At 65.5% G+C, this 23818-nt stretch carries 20 protein-coding genes; 7 read left to right on the plus strand and 13 right to left on the minus strand.

Annotation, left to right across the window (positions count from 1 at the left end; all coding sequences use genetic code 11):
* Nucleotides 1–24 precede the first annotated feature (24 nt).
* Nucleotides 25–1260 (plus strand): ABC transporter substrate-binding protein, encoded by a 1236-nt coding sequence (locus tag OC450_RS13430; RefSeq protein ID WP_256808032.1) that lies wholly within the window; start codon nt 25–27, stop codon nt 1258–1260.
* Here OC450_RS13430 and OC450_RS13435 read toward each other — a convergent pair whose 3' ends face one another.
* Genes OC450_RS13435 through OC450_RS13455 form a run of 5 tightly spaced genes read right to left on the minus strand, consistent with a single transcriptional unit; the run spans nt 1261 to nt 6770 of the window.
* Nucleotides 1261–2541 (minus strand): O-antigen ligase family protein, encoded by a 1281-nt coding sequence (locus OC450_RS13435; RefSeq protein WP_256808033.1) that lies wholly within the window; start codon nt 2539–2541, stop codon nt 1261–1263.
* A gap of 2 nt (nt 2542–2543) precedes the next feature.
* Nucleotides 2544–3932 (minus strand): glycosyltransferase family 4 protein, encoded by a 1389-nt coding sequence (locus tag OC450_RS13440; RefSeq protein ID WP_262048038.1) that lies wholly within the window; start codon nt 3930–3932, stop codon nt 2544–2546.
* The gene (locus OC450_RS13445; protein ID WP_262048039.1) at nt 3929–4669 is read right to left on the minus strand and encodes an ABC transporter ATP-binding protein; all 741 of its coding nucleotides are present in this window, start codon (nt 4667–4669) and stop codon (nt 3929–3931) included. The genes OC450_RS13440 and OC450_RS13445 overlap by 4 nt, the downstream gene beginning before the upstream one ends.
* 3 nt (nt 4670–4672) lie before the next feature.
* Nucleotides 4673–6601 (minus strand): glycosyltransferase, encoded by a 1929-nt coding sequence (locus OC450_RS13450; protein WP_262048040.1) that lies wholly within the window; start codon nt 6599–6601, stop codon nt 4673–4675.
* Nucleotides 6602–6608: 7 nt separating this feature from the next.
* Nucleotides 6609–6770, minus strand: coding sequence for a hypothetical protein (locus tag OC450_RS13455; protein WP_262048041.1), 162 nt, complete (start codon nt 6768–6770; stop codon nt 6609–6611).
* A 127-nt stretch (nt 6771–6897) separates the two neighbouring features.
* Here OC450_RS13455 and OC450_RS13460 point away from each other — a divergent pair, with 127 nt between their 5' ends.
* Together OC450_RS13460 and OC450_RS13465 are read left to right on the plus strand one after the other, a co-directional pair.
* Nucleotides 6898–7788 (plus strand): DUF6502 family protein, encoded by an 891-nt coding sequence (locus OC450_RS13460; RefSeq protein WP_211385606.1) that lies wholly within the window; start codon nt 6898–6900, stop codon nt 7786–7788.
* Nucleotides 7785–8966, plus strand: a complete 1182-nt coding sequence (locus OC450_RS13465) for a DUF5666 domain-containing protein (protein ID WP_211385607.1) — start codon at nt 7785–7787, stop codon at nt 8964–8966. The genes OC450_RS13460 and OC450_RS13465 overlap by 4 nt, the downstream gene beginning before the upstream one ends.
* Before the next feature lie 38 nt (nt 8967–9004).
* On the opposite strand, the gene OC450_RS13470 is transcribed toward OC450_RS13465, so the two are convergent.
* Both OC450_RS13470 and OC450_RS13475 read right to left on the minus strand, forming a co-directional pair.
* On the minus strand, nt 9005–10369 hold the full coding sequence (locus tag OC450_RS13470; RefSeq protein WP_211385608.1) for a M23 family metallopeptidase: 1365 nt from the start codon (nt 10367–10369) through the stop codon (nt 9005–9007).
* A gap of 111 nt (nt 10370–10480) precedes the next feature.
* Nucleotides 10481–11173, minus strand: a complete 693-nt coding sequence (locus OC450_RS13475; protein WP_256808148.1) for a peroxiredoxin — start codon at nt 11171–11173, stop codon at nt 10481–10483.
* A 204-nt stretch (nt 11174–11377) separates the two neighbouring features.
* Here OC450_RS13475 and OC450_RS13480 point away from each other — a divergent pair, with 204 nt between their 5' ends.
* Nucleotides 11378–15190: an AsmA-like C-terminal region-containing protein gene (locus OC450_RS13480; protein WP_256808149.1), complete on the plus strand. Its 3813-nt coding sequence runs from the start codon at nt 11378–11380 to the stop codon at nt 15188–15190.
* Between the two features lie 118 nt (nt 15191–15308).
* On the opposite strand, the gene OC450_RS13485 is transcribed toward OC450_RS13480, so the two are convergent.
* Nucleotides 15309–17000 carry a methyl-accepting chemotaxis protein gene (locus OC450_RS13485; protein WP_262048042.1) on the minus strand — a complete coding sequence of 564 codons (1692 nt, stop codon included), beginning with the start codon at nt 16998–17000 and terminating at the stop codon, nt 15309–15311.
* Between the two features lie 137 nt (nt 17001–17137).
* On the opposite strand from OC450_RS13485, the gene OC450_RS13490 reads away from it, so the two are divergent.
* Nucleotides 17138–17305 (plus strand): hypothetical protein, encoded by a 168-nt coding sequence (locus OC450_RS13490; RefSeq protein WP_256808037.1) that lies wholly within the window; start codon nt 17138–17140, stop codon nt 17303–17305.
* 79 nt (nt 17306–17384) lie between these two features.
* Here OC450_RS13490 and OC450_RS13495 read toward each other — a convergent pair whose 3' ends face one another.
* The 3 genes from OC450_RS13495 to tyrS all read right to left on the minus strand — a co-directional run bounded on the left by OC450_RS13495 (nt 17385) and on the right by tyrS (nt 20592).
* Nucleotides 17385–17789, minus strand: coding sequence for a DoxX family protein (locus tag OC450_RS13495; RefSeq protein ID WP_211385612.1), 405 nt, complete (start codon nt 17787–17789; stop codon nt 17385–17387).
* Nucleotides 17790–18009: 220 nt separating this feature from the next.
* Nucleotides 18010–19281: an MFS transporter gene (locus OC450_RS13500; protein ID WP_262048043.1), complete on the minus strand. Its 1272-nt coding sequence runs from the start codon at nt 19279–19281 to the stop codon at nt 18010–18012.
* Nucleotides 19282–19338: 57 nt separating this feature from the next.
* Complete coding sequence (tyrS, locus tag OC450_RS13505) at nt 19339–20592, minus strand: tyrosine--tRNA ligase (RefSeq protein ID WP_211385614.1); 1254 nt, start codon at nt 20590–20592, stop codon at nt 19339–19341.
* Nucleotides 20593–20756: 164 nt separating this feature from the next.
* Here tyrS and OC450_RS13510 point away from each other — a divergent pair, with 164 nt between their 5' ends.
* Both OC450_RS13510 and OC450_RS13515 read left to right on the plus strand, forming a co-directional pair.
* Nucleotides 20757–21860: an anhydro-N-acetylmuramic acid kinase gene (locus tag OC450_RS13510; protein WP_211385615.1), complete on the plus strand. Its 1104-nt coding sequence runs from the start codon at nt 20757–20759 to the stop codon at nt 21858–21860.
* A 94-nt stretch (nt 21861–21954) separates the two neighbouring features.
* Complete coding sequence (locus tag OC450_RS13515) at nt 21955–22632, plus strand: glutathione S-transferase family protein (RefSeq protein WP_262048044.1); 678 nt, start codon at nt 21955–21957, stop codon at nt 22630–22632.
* A 32-nt stretch (nt 22633–22664) separates the two neighbouring features.
* Here OC450_RS13515 and OC450_RS13520 read toward each other — a convergent pair whose 3' ends face one another.
* Complete coding sequence (locus OC450_RS13520) at nt 22665–22955, minus strand: DUF1330 domain-containing protein (protein ID WP_211385617.1); 291 nt, start codon at nt 22953–22955, stop codon at nt 22665–22667.
* 62 nt (nt 22956–23017) lie between these two features.
* Nucleotides 23018–23665: an alpha/beta hydrolase gene (locus OC450_RS13525; RefSeq protein ID WP_007591562.1), complete on the minus strand. Its 648-nt coding sequence runs from the start codon at nt 23663–23665 to the stop codon at nt 23018–23020.
* Nucleotides 23666–23818: the final 153 nt, after the last annotated feature.

The raw sequence follows: 23818 nt of genomic DNA on the forward strand, positions 1-23818 counted from the left end.
CGATAAAACACAGGGGAGAGAACGATGCCGGGTCGTCGCGAAAACCTTGCTGCCCTCGCCATGCTTGCTGCCGGCGTGCTCGTCACGACACCGGCCTCGGCGCAGAAGAAGTACGACCCCGGAGCCACCGATACCGACATCAAGATCGGCAACATCATGCCCTATAGCGGGCCGGCGTCGTCCTATGGCGTGATCGGAAAGACCGAGGCCGCCTTCTTCAACATGATCAACGACCAGGGCGGCATCAACGGGCGCAAGATCAATTTCATCAGCTATGACGACGCCTATTCCCCGCCGAAGGCGATCGAGCAGGCGCGCAAGCTGGTCGAGAGTGACGAAGTCCTCTTGATATTCCAGCCGCTCGGCACGCCCTCGAATTCGGCGATCATGAAATACATGAACGCCAAGAAGGTGCCGCAGCTCTTCGTCGCCTCCGGCGGCACCAAGTTCGGCGACCCCAAGAACTTTCCCTGGACCATGGGATTCCAGCCGAACTATCAGAGCGAGGGCCGGATCTACGCAAAATACATCCGCGACAATTTTCCAAACGGCAAGATCGCGGTGTTCTGGCAGAACGACGATGCTGGCAAGGACCAGTTCAAGGGCTTGAAGGACGGGCTCGGCGACAAGGCCGGCATGATCATCGCCGACAAATCCTACGAGGTCAGCGACCCCTCGATCGACTCGCAGATCGTCGCCCTGCACGATTCCGGCGCCGACATCTTCTTCTCATGGGCTGCGCCGAAAGGTTCGGCGCAGGCGATCCGGAAAGTCGGCGAGCTCGGCTGGAAACCAAAATTCTTCCTGGCCAACACCGCGACCTCGGTCGCCTCGGTGCTCAAACCGGCCGGGCTCGACTATTCCAAGGACATCATCTCGACCGTTTATCTCAAGGACCCGACCGATCCGACCTGGGACAAGGATCCGGCGGTGGTGAAATGGCGCGAATTCATGGACAAATATTACCCTGACGGCGACAAGGCCAATTCCAACAATGTTTACGGCTATGTGCAGGCCGAGGCGATGGCGCAGGTGTTGAAGCAGTGCGGCGACAACCTCACCCGCGAGAACGTCATGAAGCAGGCCGCGAACCTGAAGGACTTTCACACCGACCTGATGCTGCCCGGTGTCATGGTCAACACCTCGCCCGACGACTACTTCCCGATCGAGCAGATGCAGCTGATGCGCTTCAACGGGCAGGCCTGGGAGCTGTTCGGCGACGTCATCACCGGCGAGGTCGGCCACGAGCGCGGCCAGTAGTCAGGACTGGGCCCTGGCTTTCACCTTCAGTGCCATACCGCCGGCCACGCCGACGCCCAGCACATACATCCAGCCCTCGTGGAAATCGAACAGATGCGAGTTCAGCAGTGAGCTCGCGATGTTCTGCACAACGACCACGAGGCCGATCCAGGCCGCAATTCCGTCGCCAGTGAACAGGCGAAAATGTGCGATCCACATCGCGTAGAGCAGAACCACGCCGAGGAGGCCCCACTGGACGGCGACGTTGAGGGTCTGGTTATGCGGATTGCTGACGATTTCGGTATCGAGGGCGTTGTCGCCGACAGCCGCACGTTCGAACTGCCGCTTGATCGATCCCGTGCCGTGTCCCACCAGAGGTGCCTCGGCAAAGGCATGAAGCGACTTGCGCCAATAGGTCAGCCGCTGGGCCGTTGAGGCGCGGTTGATGTCTTCGTGGCCGTGGCGGTATTCGACGGCGATGTCCGTGATGCGCTGGCGCAGATAGGGCGACGCCGTCCAGGCCAGCGCGCTCGCGGCGACCGTGCCCGCGAGCAGCACCAGCGCCGCGCGCCGGCCCAGATGCCTCCACGCGAACAGGGCGAGCAGCACCGCGATGCAGAGCAGCGCCGTGCGGGCGGCGGCGACGAACGCCATGTTGGTGACGAACAGCAGGATCAGCGCCAGACAGGCGGCGGTCGCGGCCGGCTTGCCGCGGCGCCAGTAATTCAGCGCGGGCAGCGCCAGCTCAGACGCACAAAGCGTGAATTCCTGGCTCTGGTCGATGTAGTTCTTGACGGGAACGCCTGATGACGCCGTCGCGGTGAGCTTCCAGGCGGGATCGAGCAGCACGATCCAGGAGTAGACCGCGAGCAGCGCGCAGGAGGCGAGAAAGGCGAGGCCCACCCGGAAGCCGCGTTCCGATCGGCTGAAATGGTAGAGCAGGGGAGGAACGAGCGCGAGCTTTGCGACCGGCTTGATCGCATGCAGCCGGTCGGCCCACGCACCGTCCGACCAAAGCGTGCCGAGAAGCGCGAGCAGCACCAGGGCGAAGGGCAAGGCCAGCGCTGGCTGCACGAGCTTGCGCGCATAGTCGCGCCAGTCGATGGTCGGCGTCACCGCAAGCAGCCAGAGCCCGACGAAGATCGAAGGCGCCGTGGTGGACCATGGCAGCGACGCCGCGATCAGGACGGCCAGCATATCGGCGGCCCGGATCAGCGTGGCCGGGTTGCGCCAGGTCTGCCACCGACTGTGCCCGCCGTGCCGATCGGCAGGACCGGGCCACATCGCGGTTTCGGCGGTCATCTCTATGACGCGAGCTGCTCGGCGACGAGGCTCTCGGCGGCCGCCTGATGCCCGAGGAAGTCGCGGGCCTGGGTCTCGTAGCCGTAACGCTCGGCAAGCTCGTGCCACAGCGCCCGGATCCTGCCGCGGCACTCATCCTGCCGCGTCAGCACGCGGGTGACGGAGGCCGCGATGGAGTCGGTCGAGAACGGGTCGAAATAATCGGCGAGCTCGCCTGCGACCTCGCGGAAGACGGCGATGTCAGAGCACAGCACCGGCGTGTTCGCGGCCAGCGCCTCGATGATCGGCACGCCAAAGCCTTCGGCGAAGCTCGGCATGATCAGCCCGTGCGCCTCCGCGATCAAAACCGCTTTTTCCTGCTCGTCGACATAGCCGGCGAAGCGGACGTTTTGCGGCAGATTGCGCATCCGGCTGATCTGGCCGGCATGGCCGATCACGACGAGATCGGCCTGGGGCACGCCACGGAAGGCACGGATGACGGTAGCGACGTTCTTGCGCGGCTCGTTCGACACAATGACGACGAAGCTCGGCCGCCCCGGACGCCCCGACGGGGCTGGGAGGTGCAGGACATCCGGGGCGTCGAACCGGGTGCGGGGATACACGACCCGCGCCGGTAGGTGCGCAAATTGCGGCAACAGTTCCCTGAACCGCATCATGCTGTAGTTTGAAACGAAGGCGAGCTCGTCGGCCTGCCGCAGGCTGGTGAGGAGCCGCGACAGGAACAGCCGCGTCGCGACGTCGCTGAGCTTGAGGTCGGTGAGCGGCAGCAAATCGTGGACGACGCAGATCACCTTGGCGTTCGGCCTACGCTTGATCGCCACCCGGGTCGGAGTGTCCACGACGATGACGTCGTAGTCGCGGGCGTCGACGCGCGGCGGCGGCAGCAGGAAGAAGGCCGAGGAATCTTGATAGCTGTAGAAGCCGGGCTCGAGCTGGAACTCGTCGAATAGCTCGAGATGGCGCAGGTCCGGCGGGACGTATTCGAGCGCCGCGGTCTTGTTCTCGATCAGCCGCGCATTGAGCCCACGCAGCCCGATTGCGCGCAGGAAGCAGAGGACATAGTCCCACGACACCGACATGGAGGCCCTGTGGCGCAGCCAATCGAGTGTGCGCCGCAGGCCATTGCGCGCCAGCGGCTCACCCATGTTGATCTCGTCGAGGTAGCGGTACAGGACGAGCAATTCGATGTTGCGTGACTGGGCCGAAAACAGCTTCGTGCGCCGCTCGCGCCGGCGGAGCTTGCGATAGCGCCGGCTGGTCTCCACCAGCAGCGTCAGCTCATGGCCTTCGGCCGCGAGCGAGCGCATCAATTCGCGCGTGAAGTGGAAGATGCCGCGCTTGTGGTTGGGCTCGCCCAGCGCTTCGGAGACGACAAGGATGTTCTGTTTCATGCGCGTTTCTCGCAAAGCTCGAAGGTGTGCGTGGCCGGCGGCTCGACCGTCACGGTCGAGGCGATGCGGCCATGATCGAGATTGATGATGCTGGTGCAGGTGCGGCGCAGCAGCGGCTGGTCGTGCGAGGCGATGATCACGATCGCCGCCTGCGACACGAGGTTCAACAGCCGCTCCTGTGCCTTCTCCGCAAAATGCTCGTCGACGACGCTGAGCCATTCGTCCAGCAGCAGGATGTCGGCCGGAAATGCGGTGGCGGTCGCGAACAGCACCCGCATCAGCATGCCCGAGGAGAACATTCGCAGCGGCAACCGCTGCATGCGCGCCTCGAGCTCGGTGAATGCCCAGATATCGTCGATGACGCTGCGGGTCGGCTTGCGGCCGCTGATACGCAGCAGCAGCGCGATATTGTCCTCCGCCACGAAATCCAGGTTGACGCCGGCGTTGAGGCCGAGCAGGGGCACGACGTTGCCCTGGACCGCGATGCTGCCGCTGCTCGGCGGATAGACGCCGGCGATCAGGCGCAGCAGCGTCGACTTGCCGGAGCCGTTGGGCCCGGCAAGCCCGATGCGGGCGCCGGCTTCGGCCTCGATCGTGACGTTGTCGACGGCGCGGATGATCCGCATCTCGCCCGGCTCGCGGATGAAGTGCCCGAGCAGCCGCCGCTTCAGCGAGAAGTCGTAGGCGCCGTAGAGTGGATAGTCGAGACAGATGTTGCGAAGGCTGATCGAGACCATGCGTCAGATCCAGAATGCGGCTTTGCGCAGGTGGACCAGCGTCAGGACGCTCGCAACGATCAGCAGCGCCAGCGCGACGAGGACGTAGACGATGCTGGTGGGATCGATATGTCCGCCCGCGAGCGGCTCGCGCCACACCGCGAACAGATGCGTCAGCGGATTGAGCCGCATCACGGTCGAGCGGTGGTTGATCATGTCCGACGACCAGATGATCGGCGAGGCGAGAAAGGCCAGCATCAAGGTGGATTCGATGATCGGCTTGAGGTCGCGGTAGCGCGTCGCCATGGCGCCGAGGACGAGGCTGAGAGCGAAGGTGCACGCCACGAACAGCAGGAGGCCGGGCAGCGCCGCCAGTGCGTGAGAGAGATCGTGCGGCGACAGGATCAGCCACAGCGCCAGCGGCACGCAGGCGTTATGCAGCGCGAACAGCGCCTGGCGGAACGTGCATTGCAGGAGGAAGATGACCGGCGGCAGCGCCCGGTCGCGGATCAGGCTCGCGGAGTTCTGGAGCGCCGTGGTCGCATCGAGCACCACGCTGTTGAGGAAGGTCCAGGCCGTCATCGACAGTGCCAGCATCGGCAGGCGTGCCAGCATGTTGGCGTTCGACATCTGCCCGATCACCGAGCCCAGCACCGCGACCACGATCGCCATCTGGAGCGACATCCAGAACGGGCCGAGCAGCGAGCGCACGTAGCGGTGGCGCATGTCGGACCAGGCCAGCGCCGCCGCGATCCGGACGGTGTCCAGCCAGCCGGTCGCCTGCGGCGGCTCTGCGATTGCCGATCGCTCCTCGCTCGGGGCGGCGACGGCGTCGCGGTAGACGGCTTCCATGCCCTGCCTGAAGGCCGTGGCCGAATAGCGGGTGAGGGCGCGCGTCCGCGCCGAAAGGCCCATGCAGCGGCGGCGCTCGGGGTCGCGGATCAGGGTGTCGATGGCCTCACCCAGCTTCTCGGCATCGCCGGGCGGCACGGTGATCGCCTCCATGCCGTGGCGGGCGACGCGCGGCACCGCGGTGTCGAGCGCCGTGTTCACGACCGGACGGCCGGCGGCCATGGCCTCGAGCTGGGCGAGGCCGAAGGTCTCTGCATTGGTGACCGACGGCATCACGAAAACGTCGGCGAGGCACATCAGCTTGATGCGTTCGCAATCGTTGACCGAGCCGAGCAGGCGGACACGGTTGCCGAGGCCGAGATCCAGGATCAACTGCTGGAGCGGCGACCGCTCGGCGCCCTCGCCGATGATCCAGACCTCGAAACTGTGCGCGGCAGCGGCGCGGATCAGTACGTCGAAACCCTTGTAGGGCACGAGCCGGCCGCAGGCGAGCACCAGCCGGCCGCGATCGTTGACATGGTGCGGCTCGATCTTCGGCCAGTCGTAACCTGAGGTGTCGATGCCGAACGGCACGACGTGGCATTTGTCCTCGAACTCGCGCAGCGACGGCGTGTTGTCGACCAGCACGTGGTCCGAGACGATGATCGCCTTGGCGCGGCGCAGCGTCCGCCGCATCAGGGGTTCGATGAACCAGCGCAGGCCGGCATGGGTGACGATGTCGGCGTGCCAGTGCACCACCAGCGGCCGGTTGCGACCGAACCCGAAGGCGAAGACGAGATCGGCGAGCGGGAAGGGGGCGTGGAGCGCGAGCAGGTCGTGCTCGGCGATCTTGCGCCACAGCCGCCAGGGATAGGTGGGCGCGGCCGGAAGCGACAACAGATTGCCGAACGAGCGGACGCGCTCGACCTGCACGCCGTTGACGACGATGTCGCGCGGAGCTGCCGACCGGGAGCAGACCAGCACGGCTGAGGCGAAGGCGTCCTTCAGGCTCGCGCAGATGTCGCGGATCACCGTGAGCGTGCCGCCGAACAGGTCGGGATAGTAGATCTTGAAGATGTGCAGCACCGACGGACGGCGCGGGGTTTCGCTGGTGTGATGCATGATGGCGTCAGCCTGCGAGAAGGGCTGCGACGAACGGTGCGGCCAGCACCGATAAGAAGATCACGCCGCGCAGCAGCGCCGGCAGCATCGGCTCGATAGCGCAATGTCGCCGTCCGGGAACCGGCACGGCATGCAGCGAACTGGAAATGCGGACCAAGCGGTCAGCCATGGGTGTGAGTCCCTTTACGTCGCGCCCCTCAGTGGCGTCTGGTATATGTGGGAAAAATTACCACGTCAATCGCGAAGTAGAAAAAAGTGGGATTGTGTCCCACGCGGGGCTTCGATACAATTCAGACATGAATGCCAAGCCCGGGTCCAAAGCAGCGGCTCCACAGCCGAATGCCGCCGCGAAGCTGCACGCGCCGCTGGCGCGGCTGCTGCGCCCGCTCGTGCGGCTCTGCATTCGCAGCGGCATGACGTTTCCGGCGCTGGCGCAATTGCTCCGCGAGCTGTTCGTCAACGTCGCCGAGCACGATTTCGCCCTGGAGGAGAAAGAGCAGACCGACAGCCGTGTCAGCCTGCTCACCGGAATCCACCGCAAAGAGGTGGCGCGGCTGCGCGGCGCCGGCGCGCCCGTGCACGAGGCACCGGCCGCATTGTCGCTTACGAGCGCGGTGATCGCGCGCTGGATCGCCGCACCCGAATTCACCGATGCGAAGGGCGAGCCGCTGGCGCTGCCGCGCACGGCCGAGGGCGACGCGCCGTCGTTCGAGCAGCTGGTCGCTTCCGTCACCAAGGACGTACGGCCGCGCGCGGTGCTGGACGAATGGATCGACCGCAAGCTGGTCACCATCAACGCCGCTGACGAGATCGAGCTGGTCGAGGCAGCTTTCGTTCCGAGCGGCGAGGACGACAGCAAATGGCACTATCTCGGCCGCAATCTGCACGACCATATCGCCGCGGCCGCGCAGAACGTCTCGGGCGCAGCGCCGCGCTTCCTCGAACGCGCGGTGCACTACAACAACATCTCGCCGAAGCTGGCGCGGCGCCTCGAGGCACGCTCGCGCGAGCTTGCGATGGACGCGCTGAAGACCGCCAACCGCGAAGCCAACCGCGCGCTCGCCAAGGACAAGGGCGGTGACGCCCGCTGGAATTTCGGCATCTACATCTACAGCGAAGATGCGGATGAGCAGGCAGAGGCCAAGGAAAGTGGCAAGGAAGGTGGCAAGCAAGGTGGCTCGTCATGAGGCGGCCGCCGCTGATCTCCCGCCGCCTGCTGCTGACAGGGTTTTGGCTCGCCGGCACGGCGTTGGCCCATGCGCAGACCAGGCGCGGCACCGATCAGGGCATCGGCGGCACCGGACTCACGCGCGGTGACGACCACGGCATCGGCGGCACCGGCATCGTCGGCGTGATCCAGCGGTTCGGCAGCATCTACGTCAACGGCGAGCGCATCGCTTACGCGAGCGACGTGCCGGTCCGGATCGACGGCGAGGCGGCAAGCCCCAAGGCTCTGCGCATCGGCCAGCTCGCGCGCGTGGTCGCGACCCGTCAGGCCGACGGCACGCTCGTCACGCGCAACATCACGATTGCGAGCGAGGTCTCCGGTCCGGTGGAAGCCGTGAAAGGCAACGAGCTGACGGTGCTCGGTCAGAAGATCGTCGCAAGCGACAAGGAGCGCAAGCTTCGCGCGGGCATGCAGGTGGCCGTCTACGGCCTGCGCCGAACCGACGGCGTGATCGTCGCAAGCCTGGTCGAGCCGCGGCGCGATGCGGCGGCGCGCGTTACCGGTCTCGTCGAGCGCGGGCCCGACGGTCTGCGTATTGGCGGGCTGAAGCTGAACAACGTCGATCCGCTGCTGGTCGGCCAGCGCGTCCAGATCGAGGGCAGCGCGAGCGAGGGCGCGATGCAGGCCGCGCGCACCCGGATCGACGATTTCTCGGATCTCGTCGGCGCAAGCCGTCTTTCGATCGAGGCTTATGTGCAGCGCGCGGGATCGAACCTGCAGCTTGGCTCCGGGCTCATCGCCCATGACGGCTCGCGCTTCGGCCCGGCGGCCGGCGAAGCCCGCATGGTGGTCAACGGCGCGTTCGATCGCTCGCGCGGGCTCCAGGTGGATTCGTCTCAGGCGATCGGCCAGGGGCCGGGAGCACCTCCGTCCGGCGGCGGCAATCCCAATCGGCCGTCCGGCGGTTCGATCCTGCATCCCAATCGCGGCGCGCCGACTCCGGGCGGTGGTCAGCCCGGGACTCCGACGCCGGGAGCGAGCCCCGGTTCAACACCCGGCGCGGCGCCATCAGGACCGACCGGCCCGTCAGGCCCCGGCGGTCTGGGTGCGCCCGGTGGGCCCATGGGTCCCGGTAGCGGAATGGGGGGCGGCGGCTTCGGTGGTCCCGGAGGCGGGATGGGCGGAGGCCGGCGCTAAGTGCCGCTTGAGCCGAAAGGGAGCAGCGCGAGTCTGGTCTAGCCCGCGCTCAGGCGCACACCGGCGCGCAGGAATTTCTGCGGATCGACAGCTTCGCCGTCGATGCGGGTTTCATAATGCAGATGCGGACCGGTCGAACGTCCCGTCGAGCCGACGAGTCCAATCACCTGGCCGATCTTCACGACCTCGCCGACCCTGACGTTGATCTCGGAGAGGTGGCCGTAGCGGGTCGAAAGTCCATTGCCGTGATCGACCTCGATCATGCGGCCGTAGCCGCCGGACCAGCCGGCGGAGACCACCTTGCCATAGGCGGTGACGCGGACGGGATCGCCGCTCGCGGCGCGGAAGTCGAGCCCGGTATGCATCGCGGGCCGGCCCAGGAACGGATCGCTGCGTATGCCGAAACCGGAGGTGAATTCGACCTCGCCGATCACAGGCTTGCGGTAGGGCACCAGCGCCAGCGTGCGGTTGAGACGGTCCATCTCGGCGCGGGTGGTGTTGATGCGATAGAGCTGCTTCTCGAAGGCCCCGGCATTGGCCGTCAGCTTGACGGGGACGAAAGGCCCGCCCATCGCGGCGCGCGGCACGGCGGCCTCGAGATTGGCGAGGTTCAGGCCGAGATCGCTGACCACGCCGCGCATCCGGCGCATGCGCGAATCCATGCCTTCCTCGACGGCGCTGAGCGCCGCCATCTGGCGCCGCTCGACCTGGTCGAGCGAGGTCGAAAGACGGACCAGGACGTTGTCGAATCCCTGGTTTCTGGCGAATTGATTGGTCGGCGGGGCGATGACGGTCGGGGCGCGCGATTCGAGCCGGGCTTCACGATCCGGCGGCGCCACGAAGATCACGGTATCGCTGATCGGCGAGGGCTTTGGCGTACCCTGCGTCGCGCCCTGGTTCGCATCGCCGCGCTGTGGAGCCGAACGGGGGATCGATCCGGTCACATCGGGCATGGCCCCGAGCGCCGTGGCCCGGGACTCCAGCGCCGTCTGGCGCTTCATGATCTGGTCGAGCTTCTGGTCGAACTGCTCCTGGTCGAGCAGCTGCCGGCTGGTGGTACGGTCGACCTTGGCGCGCAGCTCGGCGATGCGGTCCTCATAGGCGTATTGCATCTCGGCCTGGCGAGCGATCAGCCGGGTGAGGACGTCGTCTCGGAAGGCGAAATAGGTGGCGGTGGCGGCCGACCAAAGCCCGAGCAACACGACGGTGCCGACCACGATCCAGAACACCACCGGCCCCAGGCGAACCTGCTTGCCGTGATGCACGATGGTGTAGGCGTCGTCGGTGTCGGGAAGGGGAAGCGCGGTTGCCACCGCGGCGGCAGGGCGCCGATGGAAAGCCCGTCCGTGGTCGTGGGGGTGATGTTGGGGGTACTGCGAGAATTGGGCAGAACTTTTCGACATCGGCACTCCCGCGCCGGTCGGATGAGTCCGTACGGCCTAAATTGCCGCAGCAATCTGGGCCGGTCATGGTTAATTTTCCGGAAACGGAACCTCCCGAATTTAAAGAATTGGTTAAAGGCGTCTTGCCGCTTCCAGCACCTCGTCGGCGTGGCCGTCGACCCGGACATTGCGCCAGACCTTGGCGACCCTGCCGTCGGCGCCAAGCAGTATCGTGGTGCGAAGAATTCCGAGGAAGCGCTTGCCGTACATGGATTTTTCGCCCCAGGCCCCGTAGGCCTCCAGCATCTCGTGTGTCTCATCCGAGATCAGGGGGACGCCGAGGCTGTGCTTGTCGCGGAACTTCTCCTGGGCCTTCAACGGATCGGCGGAGATGCCGAGCACGGCCGTACCGGCAGCAGTGAATGCGTCGGCCAGCCGGGTGAAGTCGATGGCCTCCCTGGTGCAGCCGGGCGTGTCGGCGCGGGGATAGAAGAACAGGACGAGCTTCTGGCCGGCATAGTCCGACAGCGCAACGACACGGCCGCCGTCGCGGAGCAGGCGGAAGGCGGGCGCCTTCTGACCCTCGGCCAGACCAGCCTTCGCCGCCGGTCCGGGCGCGGCGGCCGATTTGGAAGAAATTAACTGTTTCGATGCGGCCCCATGCGATGCTGTCTTTGCTATGGTCCCGGTTGATTTGCTCACCGGTGTCCGCTGTGTTTTGGCGGACTTTGTTTGAGTCGCTGCCCGCGTTTTCAGGGGCTTCTTTTTAGCCGTCGGACTGCCGGAGGGCGTTTTGGACGATTTCTTTCGGGATTTCTTGGACATACGCCTTCCTTTCGTCGCTTTCGACGGGTCAATCGAAGCGGTATTGCAGCCCTCGTCCGGTGTGCCGGAATCGTGCCCTTGGCTGGGCGAGTCTGACGACGCCGGAGTATGGTTACAAGGAATTCCACGCACCACCCCACTGCTCGTTGAACGCGCTCCCGGGGCGAAATGACGAACAGCAGGAACAGTCGAGGTATGGCGGCAATGCCGGCGCGGGGTGCTTCGCTTCCCGCGGACGGCTGCGGTCCCGGCGGCGCTCAATCCTACGACGGGCGCCTGTATCGAGAGGCAATGGCAAGGAATACGTCGCCCCAGGATTACAATCGGGATTTGAATCGGCGCGGCGGCCAACCAGAGCCGCAGGATTGGGACGACGCCGATTGGGACCCGGATCAGGAAGCGGCGGCGGGCCATCGGGCGCGCCGGCTGTTGTCGCGTTCCAGTTCGGGCTTCCATCGCATCGGTGACGGGTTTGGGACGTTGCGCCGCTGGCTGGGCGGCGGCCGCTGGCTGAAGCGCCTCGCCGTGGTCGTCGGGGCTCTGATCGTCATCTTCGTCGGCTGTTTCGGTGCGCTGTGGTGGCGGCTCGGCGCCGGCCCAATCAATCTCGACATCGCGACCCCTTGGCTGGCCGCGGCGATCGAGGACAATATCGGCCACGGCAACACGGTCGAGGTCGGCGGCACCCAGATCGAGCGGGCCGGGCGAATCCGCATCGCCGTACGCATCCGCGACATCGTCGTGCGCGACCACGATCGTGCCATCGTCGCCAGCGCGCCGAAGGCTGAAGTGAAATTGTCCGGCGCGGGCCTGCTGATGGGGCATCTGCGCGCGGAAAGCCTCAACCTCGTCGATGCCGAGCTCGCGATCCGCATCGCGCCCGACGGCACCGTCACGGTGTCGGCCGGCGACACCGCAAAACCGCTCGCAACCGGCGTCGCCTCCAAGAAGGATGCGGGCCTGCCGCCGACATTCCCCCGCAACGGCGTCTCGCCGCCGCCATCCGCCACCGCGCCCGCGGGCCAAGACCCATCGCAAGCCGCATCGCAGGCCGCGCCGCAAGCGACCCCCCAGAGCGGAATCCTTCAGGGCCTCGACTGGCTCGACAGCTTGAGCATGACCGGACTCGACGGCCAGAACCTCAACGAGATCGGTCTGAAGAACGGTAACCTGATCGTCGACGATCAGCAGCGCGGCAGCAAATGGACGTTTGAGAACATCACGCTCAGCCTGCGCCGGCCGAGTCGCGGCGGCGTCGCTCTGAGCCTCGGTGAGGAGGGCGCGCATCCGTGGTCGCTGCGTGCCACGATCGGCCCCGCCGAGAATGGCGTGCGTTCGGTCGACATCCGCGCCGACAAGGTCTCGACCGCCAACATCCTGCTGGCGCTGCGGGTGAAGGATCTCACCTACACCGCCGACCTGCCGCTGACCGGCGAGCTCAAGGGCGAACTCGGCCGCGACGGCGTGCCGACCTTCTTCCGCGGCAAGATCGCGATCGGTGCCGGCAACATCATCGACACAGATACGCCGGACTATCCGATGGCGATCGACTCGGCCGAGATCAACATCGAGTGGGATTCGAACCGGCGGGTGCTGGTCGCACCGTTCAAGATCCTGTCGGGTGCGAACCGCCTGACGCTGCTGGCCCATCTCGAGCCTCCCAACGGCACCACCAACGACTGGCAGCTCGGATTCAGCGGCGGCTCGATCCTGCTCGGCGGCATCGACAACGAGCCGCCGCTGGTCTTCAACCGCATCGCGATCGGCTTCCGCTTCGACACCGACCACAAGCGGCTGTTGTTGACGCAGGCCGATATCTCCAACGGGGAGATAGGCGTCGCCGGCACCGGCGCCATCGACTATTCGGGCGAGCCGCGGTTGACGCTGGGTTTTGCGGGAACGCCAATGTCGGCCTCCGCACTCAAGCGGATGTGGCCGACGCTCGTCGTTCCCGAGTTGCGGGAATGGGTGATCGAGCGGATCGAGCGCGGGACACTCCAGCGCATCGAGATCGGCGTCAATTCGCCGACGAGGAATCTTCCGCGCAAGGGCCCGCCCATTCCAGACGACGGCCTGTCGGTCAACATCGTGGCGAGCGGCGTCGCGGTTCGCCCCGTGGATGGCATGCCTGTCGTGCACGACGCCGATTTGAAGGCGCACGTGACCGGACGCACGGCGACCGTGAATATCGGGCAGGGCATCGCCGATACGCCTGCCGGCCGCAAGGTCACGATCTCCGACTTCGTCTTCGAGGTGCCTGACATGGCGCCCAAGCCGTCGCCGTCGCGGACCAGATTCCGTGTCGATGGCCCGGTGCCGGCCGCGGCCGAAATGCTTTCCAACGATCGGTTGAGCGATTTGTCGTCGACCGTCGTCGATCCCAACACCAGCAAGGGGACGTTCACGGCGAACATCCAGCTCGGCCTCCCGGTCAAGGGCGAACTGACCAAGGCCGACACGACCTATGCCGTCACCGCCGATCTCAACGGCTTTGCCGCCGACAAGCTGGTGATGAACCAGAAGCTGGAGGCCAACAACCTCAAGATCGTCGCGAGCAACCAGGGCTATCAGGTCAAGGGCGACGTCAAGATCAACGGGCAGGCGGCCTCGCTCGACTACCGCAAGCCGGCCGAGGGCGATGCGGACGTCAAATTGACGACCACGCTGGACGATGCCAGCCGCGCGCGCCTGGGATTCGATCTCAGCCCCGCCGTCAGCGGATCGCTGCCGATCAAGCTGTCGGGCAAGATCGCCGGCGGGCCCGAGCAGACGACGAAGCTTGGCGTCGAAGCCGACCTGACCTCGGTCAAGCTCGACAACATCCTGCCCGGCTGGGTCAAGCTGCCGGGCAAGTCGGCCAAGGCCAGCTTCAAGGTGGTGCCGACGGCGCAATCGACGCGTCTGGAGGACATCGTCATCGAAGGCGGCGGTGCCTCGATCAAGGGCTCGCTGGAGGTCGATCCGAACGGCGACCTCATGAACGCGAATTTCCCGACCTATGCGCCGTCCGACGGCGACAAGGCGTCGCTGAGGGTGGAGCGCGGCCAGGACGGCGTGGTCAAGGGCACGATGCGTGGCGACGTGTTCGACGGCCGCGGCTTCCTGAAGTCGGCGATCTCGGGCAATGCCAAGGACGATGCCAAGAACAAGATGAAGAACGTCGATTTCGACATCGACCTGAAGCTCGGCGCCGTCATGGGCTTCAACGGCGAGGCGATGCGCAGCGTCGATGCCAAGATGTCGAAGCGGAACGGCGCCATCAAGGCCTTCACCCTCAGCGGCAAGATCGGCAACGATACGCCGGTTGCGGCTGACTTGCGCGGAGGTCGCGCGCAGGGCAGCCGCGAGGTGATCTATCTCCAGACCAACAACGCCGGTGCGCTGCTGCGCTTCACCGACACCTACACCAAGGCCTCCGGTGGCCAGCTGGTGGTGGCGATGGAGCCGCCGTCGTCCGAGCCCAACGCCTCGCGCGAGGGTCTCATCAACGTGCGCGACTTCACGGTCAAGGGCGAGGCGCAGCTCGAACGCGTTGCCGCCGGCGCGCCGAACGGCACCGGCAACGGCGTCTCCTTCAGCGCGCTGCGCGCCGAGTTCACCCGGCAGAACGGCTCGCTGACGATCCGCGATGGCGTCGTCAAGGGCCCGATGATCGGCGCCACCATCGAGGGCTCGATCGACTATCCCGGCAACCAGGTGTGCATGAGCGGCACCTTCGTGCCGATGTATGGCGTCAACAACATCTTCGGCCAGATCCCGCTGTTCGGCATCTTCCTCGGCGGTGGCAACAATGAAGGCTTGATCGGCGTGACCTATGAGGTCGTCGGCACGCCGGCCGCGCCCGTGATGCGCGTCAATCCGATCTCGGCGATGGCGCCCGGCCTGTTCCGCAAGATCTTCGAATTCAACACCGGCAAGCAAAATTCGCCGTTCGAGGAATTCCCGTCGCAGTCGAGCGATGGCTCGACCGGCTCGACACGCCAGCTATCGAGCGGCTGCAGTCTCACGCGGCGATAGCGGCAAACCGGCTTTCATTTGCGTCCGCCGTAGCGGAATCGAGCGTAACCTCCGAGACGCGAATGCCCGGGGCGAGCCCCGGGCATGACGACGATAATTCAGGAGAGTTTTGTGCGGCCTACGCCGCGCGCACGCCGGCGAGGAACGTGCCGACTTCACCCGAGAGCTGCTCGGCTTGCTTGGAGAGGTTCGAGGCTGCGGCGAGCACCATGCCCGCGGCATTGCCGGTCTCGTTCGCCGCGGTGCTGACGCCGCCGATATTGGTCGTGACTTCCCTGGTCGCTTCCGCGGTCTGCGAGACGCTGCGGGCAATCTCTGCGGTGGCGGCGCCTTGCTCCTCGATGGCCGCGCCGATCGAGGTCGCGATCCGGCTGACTTCCTCGATGGTGGCGGTGATGCCGCCGATGGCGTCCACGGCCTCCTTGGTCGCGCCCTGGATCTGGGCGATCTTGTCGCCGATCTCGCGGGTCGCTTCGGCGGTCTGGCTCGCGAGCGACTTCACCTCGGAGGCGACGACGGCGAAGCCGCGGCCGGCCTCACCGGCACGCGCGGCCTCGATGGTGGCGTTGAGTGCGAGCAGATTGGTCTGCGCCGCGATGCTGGAGATCAGTTCGGCGACGTGCTCGATCTGCTGGGCGCCGTCGGAGAGCGCGCGCACGATGCTGTCGGTGCGCCGTGCACTGTCCACCGCGCGCCCCGTGACTTCCGCGGATTGGGCGACCTGGCGGCTGATTTCGGTGATGGAGGAGGAGAGCTCTTCGGCGGCGGCCGCGACCGTCTGGACGCGCTGGCTGGCTTCGGTGGCGGCGGAGCCGACCACGGCGGCGCGGCGGTTGGTGCCCTCGGCGGTCGACGACATCGACTTGGCGGTGGTCTCGAGCTCGCCGGAGCCGGAGGCCATCAGGCCGACGAGCTGGCCGACGGAAGCATCAAAGCGGTCGGCGAGCGAGATCAGCGCGTCACGCTTCTCCTGCTCGTTGCGTGTCTTGGTCGCGACCTGCTCGGCCTCCAGGTTACGCGCCGTCAAAGCGGTCTGCCTGAGCACTTCCAGCGTCTCGGCCATTCGGCCGATCTCGTCGCCGCGGCCGGTCTCCTCGACCGGCTTGTCGATGGCACCGTCGGCGATCTCCTGCATGCGGGTCTTCTGGCGGTCGAGCGCGCCGAGCACGTCGCGGGCGATCAGCCAGGACAGCGTCGCCATCAGCAGCACCAGCGCGAGACCGACCGCGGCGAGCTCCAGCGTCAAGGCGCGCACGTCGGCATCGATGTCGTCGACATAGAGGCCGTAGCTGATCGTCGCGTTCCAGGGCGCGAATTGGCGGGCGAACACGGTTTTGCGTACGGGCTCGGTCTGGCCCGGGCGGGGATAGAGGTACGAGGCCACGCCGCCGCCATTTTGGCTGCCGGCCTTGATGATCGCGTCGGCGATCAGGACGCCATTGGAATCGGTCGCGCCGGTGATCCTGCCTTCGAGCTGCTGGTTGGCGCCGTTGATGAGGATCGAAGTGTCGGCGTTGTAGACGACGGGATAGCCCTGGCCGCCGTTGAAGCTCATGCGCCGTCCGCGGATGTGGAACTGGGCCTTGGCATCGGCCTGCGTCAGCTTGCCGGCGGTAACGTCGTCCTGGACCGATTGGGCGAGGGTGTAGAGCAGATCGACCGCGGTCTTCATCTGCTGGACCCGGTCCTCCATCATGCGGCTCTTGCTGAGGAAGGCCGATACCGCGATGATGGCCGTGACTGTGAGAGCCGCAAGACAGACCATGCTGGCAAGCTTGGTGCGGATCTTCAGATGGCTCAGCAGCTTCATCACAGCCCCTACGGAATGGTTGTTATTGTCAACATCACTAGCATGAAGTTCTTACCAATCATGAACCTAGCCATGCGCCGGCCGGCCGCGCGCATGACCGTTCGCAGCCTTATGCGCAAGCGTGCAGGCAAACGGACATGTGCGGGCGCATCTTTGCGCGCATGCTGGAGAAGATCGATCTCAGGCTTTGGTGGTCGTCGAGCCCTGCCGGAGCGGCCATGAACCGATTCGTTCACCGCCTCATCATGTCCGTGCTGCTCGCAGCGGCCCTGGTTCTCATCTGGAACGTGCTGGGCTCGCGGTAGATGACACCGGCAAGTTGGCCGATGCCATCTGCTACTCGTGCGTCAATTGCGCGCGCGTCAGCGCCGCGCGAATGCGCCGCTAGTCCTTGCCCATCGCCGCATCGGCGCTGACCGAGCCGCCACCGGCAGCCGAGAGGTAGAGGCAGGCGAAGCAGAACAGGATCGGCGCGGTGCCGCCATTGAGCAGCGGCAGGAACACCGGCGTCTCGCCCTTCAACATGTGGCCCATGAAATAGGCGAAGGCCATCTCACCCGAGAGGATGAACGCCGCGAGGCGGGTGAACAGGCCGAGCATCAGGAGCGCGCCGAGCACCAGCTCGAGCGCACCGGCCGCATAGATGATCGGCGGAATGTTCGCGAAGTACGGCAGCACCGGAAACTTGAACAGTTTCGCGACGCCGTACTGGAACAGCAGCAGCCCGGTCATGAAGCGAAACAGGCTCAAGAGAACCGGTTGAAAGCGAGTGAGATAGGGAAAGTTCATTGGTTCGTGCTCTCCATCCAATGCCGCGACTTGGACCGCATTCAGTTTCACCCTGCAAGCCGCCCAAGCTCAATTCGCGCTGACATTTTTGTCATGTCGGACAAAACACCGCAGACAGGACTTTCAGCCGCGCGCGATCCGCATTTTTTGCGGCTGTTCGCGTCACGCCCCTCCGTAATTTCCCGGTGACGCGCATGCGCTCAGGTTACCTGCGGGAGACCTAGCGTCGCAAAGCGGGCACGATCAGGAACGGGATCATTCCGAGGATCACGCTCACCAATGCGAAGATAAGCAGCGCATTGTAGCCGTGAGTCGCGTCGTGGATCAGACCGCCGCTCCATGAGCCGAACGCCGAGCCGAGACCGCTGCCGATCGAGATGGTGCCGTAGATGGTGCCGACGCGCTTGCCCCGAAAAATCTTCATCGCGGTTGCCGTGATCAGCGGGCCGCGCGAGCCCATCATGCTGCCGAAGCAGACCACGAAGCCGGTCAGCAGGATGATGTTCGCGGAGTATTGCAGCAGCCACAGCAGGAAGATCCCGATGATCGAGATCGCGTAGCTCAGCAGCACCGAGGGCCTGCGCCCGATCAGCCCGTCGAGCGCGGAGACGCCCAACATGCCGAACACCAGCACCACCCCGGAAAAGCCCCAGGCGGTCGCGGCCTGGAGCGGCGGAAAGCCCGCATCGATCAGATAGGCCACGATCTGCGCGGCGATCGCATACATGCCGACCGCCGTAAAAAAGAACGTCGAGAACAACGCCCAGAAGGCGTGATGGCGCATCGCGCTCGGAAGCGTCCAGCCATCGTCGACGAAATCGGGATCGGTCCTCTTGGCGATATGCGGCGAGCCGGAGGCGAACAATCGCCATGGCAGCAGCATGAGCGGCACCAGCAGGCCCAATGCGGCGAAGCCGAACAGCTGGTAGGTTTCACGCCAGCCGAGATGGTCGATCAGGAGCTGCGAGGCCGGCAGCAGCGCCAGCACGCCGCCGCCCATCGCCGAATAGACCACCGCCATCGCAGTCGGCAGCCGCGGCCCGAACCAGCGACCGAGCAGGATCGAGTTCGGCACGTTGCCGATGAAGGCGACACCGATGCCGACGCAGAATCCGATTGAGAGCTGGAATTGCCAGAGCGACTGTGCGTGCGCCGCAATGAGGAAGGCCGAGCCGAGCAGGAACAGTCCGGTTGCGTAGACGATGCGCGGTCCGGAATGGTCGAACAGGCGCCCGACCAGCGGTGCGGTCAGTCCGCTGACGAGCCAGGTCAGCGAATAGATCGAGACGACCTGCGCACGGTCCCAGCCAAAATTTTCGGAGATCGGCTTGAGGAAAACCGTGAAGCTTTCGCTGAGGCCTCGGCCGAGCACGGCGAGCGTGAAGCACAACGCGAGCACCACGAGCGCGGTGCGCACGACGCCCTGCGATGTCGCCGTTACGCGATCCTTGGTCGCTTGCTTGGACTGTTCCCTGGGCGTGTTCTGGTCCATTGCCGATCAGGGAGCGCGCTTCGGCGCACCCTGACAAGCAGCGAAAAGCTCATACGCCTATGCAGGCCTGATGAGGATGTGCTTCTTCTTGCCGAACGACAGCTTGATGACACCCTCTGGCGTCAGATTGGTGCCGGACAGCGCCATCTTCTCGTCGGTGACCGGCTCGTCGTTGACGCGCAGGCCGCCGCCCTTGATCTGGCGCCGTGCCTCTCCATTGGAGGCGACGAGGCCCGCCTTGACGAAGGCGTTGAGCACGCCGAGGCCGGCGTCGAGTTCGCCGCGCGGAATTTCCACCGTCGGCAGGCTTTCAGCCAGGGCGCCTTCCTCGAAGGTGCGGCGCGCGGTCTCGGCAGCCTCATTGGCGGCATCGCGGCCGTGCAGAAGGGCGGTCGCCTCGGTCGCGAGCACCTTCTTGGCTTCGTTGATCTCGGAGCCGCCGAGCGCCTCGAGCTTCCTGATCTCGCTCATCGGCAGCGTCGTGAACAGCTTCAGGAACTTGCCGACGTCGGCATCCTCGGTGTTGCGCCAATACTGCCAGAAATCGTACGGCGAGAACTGGTCGGCATTGAGCCAGACGGCGCCCTGCGCGGTCTTGCCCATCTTGGCGCCCGACGCCGTCGTCAGCAGCGGCGTCGTCAGCGCGAACAGCTGATGGGTGCCCATGCGGCGGCCGAGATCGACGCCCATGATGATGTTGCCCCACTGGTCCGAGCCGCCCATCTGCAAGCTGCAGCCGGTGCGCCTGGCGAGCTCGACGAAGTCGTAGGCCTGGCAGACCATGTAGTTGAACTCGATGAAGCTCATCTCGTGCTCGCGCTCGAGGCGCAGCCGCACGGAATCCATGGTCAGCATGCGGTTGACCGAGAAGTGCCGGCCGACGTCGCGCAGCATCTCGATCCAGTTGAGCTTGGTCAGCCACTCCGCGTTGTCGAGCATGATGGCGTCGCTCTTGGCCTCGCCATAGCGCAGCACTTTTGCGAACACGCCGCGGATCGAGGCCTTGTTCGCCTCGATCTCGGCGACGGTGCGGATCGCACGCGTCTCGTCCTTGCCGGAGGGATCGCCGACCATGGTGGTGCCGCCGCCCATCAGCGTGATCGGCTTGTTGCCGGACTCCTGGAGCCAGTGCAGCATCATCATGGTAAGGTAGTTGCCGATGTGCAGCGAGCGGGCGGTGCAATCGTAGCCGACATAGGCGGTCGCATCGCCCTTGGCGGCGAGCGCGTCCAGCCCCTCGAAATCGGAGCACTGGTGGATGAATCCACGTTCCTGCAGGGTATTGAGGAAATCCGATTTAAATGCAGTCATCTGTCGGCGTGCCTGACAATTCTTGGTTTACTGTTTTGGGAGCAATTTAAGGGTCTTGCTCGGGAACTCGATTGCTTCCCGCCATTTGGCGCTGTGGGATTATAAGATGTGCCCCTCTGGCACAAGATCGGCATGCCGGAGTGGGGTCTTGAGGACGCTGGTCCATGATGTTGACGGCACTCGGTTTGATGAGCGGCACCTCGCTGGACGGGGTGGACGTCGCGCTGATCGAAACCGATGGAAAGCAGGTGAAAGCCTTCGGACCATCCGGGTACCGGGCCTACAGCCCGGCCGAGCGCAACCTGCTGCGCCAGGCCCTGACCGAAGCCGTGCATCTGCTGCAACGTGACGCCCGGCCGGGGATTCTGGCCGAGGCTGAACGTGCGGTGACGCTGGCGCACGCCGAGGCGGTGGCCGCCTTCGTCGCCCATCACCGCATGAGGCCTGAGGACATCGACATCGTCGGCTTCCACGGCCAGACCGTGCTGCACCGCCCCGAGAAGCGGCTGACGGTGCAGATCGGTGATGCGCCGGCGCTCGCCAGGGCGATCCATATCCCCGTGATGCATGATTTCCGCGCCGCCGATGTCGAGGCCGGCGGGCAGGGCGCGCCCCTCGTGCCGGTCTACCACCGGGCGCTCGTCCAGTCGCTGGAGCGTGAGGGGCCGATCGTCGTGGTCAATATCGGTGGCGTCTCCAACATCACCTATATCGACGGCAACGACACGTTGATCGCCTGCGACACCGGGCCCGGCAACGCGCTGCTCGACGATTTCATGTACCGCACCATGAATCAGGCGTTCGACACGGAGGGAAAATTCGCAGCCCTCGGCAAGGTCGACGAGGCCTGGATCGCGCGGGCGCTGGAACTGCCGTTCTTCGCAAGCCCACCGCCGAAATCGCTCGACCGCAACGATTTTGCCGCGCTGAAGCTCGGCGATGTCCAGCCGGCCGACGGCGCCGCGACGCTGACCGCCTTTACCGCGGCGGCCATCGCCCGCATCATCCCCCTATTGCCGCGGCGGCCGCGGAGCTGGATCGTCTGTGGCGGCGGGGCGCGCAACCTCACCATGCTGCGCATGCTGCGCGAGCGGGTGGGATCGGCCACCGTCGAGGCCGCCGAGGCGCTCGGCTGGGCCTCCGACGCCATCGAGGCGCAGGCCTTCGGCTTCCTCGCCGCGCGCGGCCTGAAGGGCCTGCCGCTCTCCTATCCGGCTACCACGGGTGTGCCGATGCCGATGACGGGCGGGGTGATCGTGCGGCCCTGACCTCACTGTCAGTTGATGCAGGTGCATGGATCTTGACGGTGCATGCAAGTGCATCTATAGTGCATGCAGTTGCATTAAAACGCCGGGATTGGCCATGACCACTTCGCTCAAACTGATCAGCCACAAGCTTTGCCCTTACGTGCAACGCGCGGTCATCGCGCTCGAGGAGAAGGGCGTGCCGTTCGAGCGGGTCGACATCGATCTCGCCAACAAGCCCGACTGGTTCCTGAAACTCTCGCCGCTCGGCAAGGTGCCGGTGCTGGTGGTGACGACCGACAAGGGTGAGGTCGCTCTGTTCGAAAGCAACGTGATCTGCGAGTACATCGAGGAGACGCAAGGCGGCACAAGACTGCATCCGGTGGATGCGCTGAAGCGGGCCGAGCATCGTGCCTGGATGGAATTCGGCTCGGCGATCCTGGGCGATCTCTGGGGCCTGGAGACGACGACGGATCCGGCGACGTTCGAGAGCAAGCGTCAGGCGCTTGTCGCGAAATTCGCGCGTGTGGAAGCCGCGCTCGGCGCAGGGCCCTATTTCGCAGGCGAGGCGTTCAGCCTGGTCGACGCGGTGTTCGCGCCGATCTTTCGTTATTTCGATCTGTTCGACAAACTGACCGAGCACGGCATCTTCAGGGATCTGCCGAAGGTCCGCGCATGGCGCGTCGAGCTGGCGAAGCGTCCGAGCGTGCGCGCTGCGGCCGGCGCGGACTATCCACAATTGCTGCGCGCCTTCCTCGTGCGGCACGACGCGCATCTCCTCAAGCTTGCGGCTTGAGCGCAGGCGCGCCGTCATGGACCTAGCGGCGCTCAGGTGCAGCCGTCGGCAAGCAGCAGCTTACTCGTCGTCGTGGCGTGGCGCAGCTTGAACAGATCTTGAGCGTCGGGATCGTTCAGGAAGGCTTGCGCCTTCTCGCGTCCCGGGAATTCGATGATGACGAGGCGCTCGGGCGCCCAATCGCCTTCGATCGTGGTCGGCTGCACGCCGCTAACGATGTACCGCCCGGAATGCCTGGCGATGAAGGCGGGAATTTCAGCGATGTATGGCTTGAAGCCGGCGAAATCGTTCACCGACAGGTCGAGCACCAGATAGGCCTTCATGGCTTGATCCCCGTCATTGACGGTTCGCAGCCATGCCACGAACCCGTCAACGCGGGAAGGTCTCAGCGCACGTTGGCGAGGCGCATGTCGAGATAGGCGGTGATGGTTTCCATCAGCGGCTCGAGCTTGGCGTCGAAGAAATGGTTGGCGCCGGGGATGACCTGCTGGTCGATCACGATGCCCTTCTGCGTCTTCAGCTTCTCGACCAGCGTGTTGACGTCCTTGGGTGGCACCACCGCGTCCTTCTCGCCATGCACGATCAGGCCCGAGGAGGGGCAGGGCGCGAGGAACGAGAAGTCGTAGAGGTTGGCCGGCGGCGCGATCGAGATGAAGCCTTCGACCTCGGGACGGCGCATCAGCAGCTGCATTCCGATCCATGCGCCGAAGGAGAAGCCGGCGACCCAGCAGGCGCGCGCTTCGGGATTGATGGTCTGCGCCCAGTCGAGCGCGGCGGCCGCGTCCGACAGCTCGCCGGTGCCGTGGTCGAACGAACCCTGGCTGCGTCCGACGCCACGGAAATTGAAGCGCAGCACCGAGAAGCCGCGATGCGCAAACGCGTAGTAGCACTGGTAGATGATCTGATGATTCATCGTGCCGTGGAACTGCGGATGCGGATGCAGGACCATCGCGATCGGCGCGTTCTTCTGCTTGGCCGGGTGATAGCGCCCTTCGAGACGGCCGGCGGGGCCAGTGAAAATAACTTCAGGCATGATGATCTCTTGATTGATCCCTTGAAGACGCTCTTCAACAATCAACCGATTGTGCGGACTTCACCGGCTGCTGCGCCGATCAAGCCGCGAATGGAAGGGTGGGCCGGCGCCCTCGGATGATGCGCGAGCGGCGCGCGGTGAACTGACGCGGGC

The organism is Bradyrhizobium sp. Bra78 (assembly GCF_024519855.1).
Lineage (GTDB): Bacteria > Pseudomonadota > Alphaproteobacteria > Rhizobiales > Xanthobacteraceae > Bradyrhizobium > Bradyrhizobium japonicum_G.